This is a genomic window from Nitritalea halalkaliphila LW7, assembly GCF_000265075.1.
GTDB classification, from domain to species: domain Bacteria; phylum Bacteroidota; class Bacteroidia; order Cytophagales; family Cyclobacteriaceae; genus Nitritalea; species Nitritalea halalkaliphila.
In genome coordinates, this window is the sequence record NZ_AJYA01000124.1 from 1 (window position 1) to 2,392 (window position 2,392).

General features: G+C 57.9%; 3 protein-coding genes. All 3 read left to right on the forward strand.

Features of this window, described 5'->3' with window-relative positions; translation table 11 throughout:
• On the forward strand, positions 1 to 189 hold a 189-nt coding region (locus A3SI_RS16750; RefSeq protein ID WP_009057901.1), incomplete at its 5' end, for a DUF11 domain-containing protein.
• A 14-nt stretch (positions 190 to 203) separates the two neighbouring features.
• Positions 204 to 1,304, forward strand: coding sequence for a COG1361 family protein (locus A3SI_RS16755; protein WP_009057902.1), 1,101 nt, complete (start codon positions 204 to 206; stop codon positions 1,302 to 1,304).
• Between the two features lie 43 nt (positions 1,305 to 1,347).
• On the forward strand, positions 1,348 to 2,392 hold a 1,045-nt coding region (locus A3SI_RS16760; RefSeq protein ID WP_009057903.1), incomplete at its 3' end, for a COG1361 family protein.

Here is a 2,392-nt window from a genome sequence, read left to right on the forward strand (position 1 = left end):
GTAGGTGAAGCGTTTACGTACACGATTACGGTGACGAATAATGGCCCAAGCGATGCGCAGCAGGTGGTGGTAACGGATGCCTTGCCGGCAGGAGTGAGCTTCGTGTCTGCGGATACTGGCGGCAGCTTGGATAATGGAGTGGTGAGCTGGCCTGTAGGTACTTTGGCCGCAGCGCGACGGTCAACCTGAGCCTGGAGGTTCGCTTGGCGGCGGACTTGGCGAATGGCACGGAGGTGAGCAATGTCGCCGAGGTGAATAGCCCGACGGATGCGGGATCTCCACGCGTGTCTGCACCAGCAGTGATTACGGCGGTGAATGAGCGCGCGACCTTGGAGCTGGTGCTTGCGGCGGCTCCGATGACGGTTACCTCAGGGGATGAGATCACCTATACCTTAGAGGTGCGCAATACAGGAAATATCGGTACGGGCGAGGTGAATGTGACCTTGCCGCTACCGAATGACACGCAGTTTATTTCGGCGACGGAGGGTGGTGTCTTGGATGGCTTGAATGTCAACTGGGCACTGGCTAATGTGCCGGCAGGAGAGACGCTTAGCTTGAACCTGGTCGTACGCAGCGCGGATGGCTTAGCTGATGGCGTGGTGATCGTGGCGCAAGCGCGCGGTACTGCGGCAGCGGACCCGAGAGGGGAGCAGTTGAGTAATGAGGTGCGCGTGAATGTGAATGCCTTACGTGTGGCGAATTTGGAAGTGCTGAAGACGCCGACGGCACCGCGCGTGCTGGCGGGTGAGTCGATTACCTACACGATTCGAGTACGTAATATAGGAAATGCGGCAGCGCGCAATGTGTTGGTGACGGATGCACTTCCTGCGGGAACGGTGTTCGAGAGTGCGAGCATGGGCGGGACTTTTGCTGCCGGCACGGTAAGCTGGAACATCGCCGAGATCGCGGCGGGTGGAGAGGCTACGTTGACCTTAGTTTTAGGAATCCCGGCTAATACGGCAGCGGGTACGGTGATCCGTAACGTAGCGGTGGCCAATAGTGCGGATGATCCGGATGGTCCGAAGGAAAATGCGCCGGATCCAGATAATGATGTGACGGTGGATACTGCTGCTACCTTAGCCATAGCGAAAACGACTGCTACTCCGAATGTGGTGGTAGGAGAGACGTTTACGTACACGATCACGGTGACGAATAACGGCCCAAGTGATGCGCAGCAGGTGGTGGTAACGGATGCCTTGCCGGCAGGAGTGAGCTTCGTGTCTGCGGATACTGGCGGCAGCTTGGATAATGGAGTGGTGAGCTGGACTGTAGGCACTTTGGCCGCAGCGCGTCGGTCAACCTGAGCTTGGAAGTACGCTTGGCGGCGGACTTGGCGAATGCACGGAGGTGAGCAATGTCGCCGAGGTGAATAGCCCGACGGATGCGGGATCTCCACGCGTATCTGCACCTGCGGTGATTACGGCGGTGAATGAGCGCGCGACCTTAGAGCTGGTGCTTGCGGCGACTCCGCTGACGGTGACCTCAGGGGATGCGATCACCTATACCTTAGAGGTACGTAATACGGGTAATATCGGTACAGGTGCTGTGAATGTGACCTTGCCGCTACCGAATGACACGCAGTTTATTTCGGCGACGGATGGCGGTGTCTTGGATGGCTTGAATGTCAACTGGGCACTGGCTAATGTGCCGGCAGGAGAGACGCTTAGCTTGAACTTGGTGGTTCGCAGCGCGGATGGCTTAGCTGATGGCGTGGTGATCGTGGCGCAAGCGCGCGGTACTGCGGCAGCGGATCCGAGAGGGGAGCAGTTGAGCAATGAGGTGCGCGTGAATGTGAATGCCTTACGTGTGGCGAATTTGGAAGTGCTGAAGACGCCTGCGGCACCGCGCGTGCTGGCGGGTGAGTCGATTACCTACACGATTCGAGTACGCAATATAGGAAATGCGGCGGCGCGCAATGTGTTGGTGACGGATGCGCTTCCTGCGGGAACGGTGTTCGAGAGCGCGAGCATGGGCGGGACTTTTGCCGCCGGCACGGTGAGCTGGAACATCGCCGAGATCGCGGCGGGTGGAGAGGCTACGTTGACCTTAGTTTTAGGAATCCCGGCTAATACGGCAGCGGGTACGGTGATCCGTAACGTAGCGGTGGCCAATAGTGCGGATGATCCAGATGGTCCGAAGGAAAATGCGCCGGATCCAGATAATGATGTGACGGTGGATACTGCTGCTACCTTAGCCATAGCGAAAACGACTGCTACTCCGAATGTGGTGGTAGGAGAAGCGTTTACGTACACGATTACGGTGACGAATAATGGCCCAAGTGATGCGCAGCAGGTGGTGGTAACGGATGCCTTGCCGGCAGGAGTGAGCTTCGTGTCTGCGGATACTGGCGGCAGCTTGGATAATGGAGTGGTGAGCTGGACTGTAGGCACTT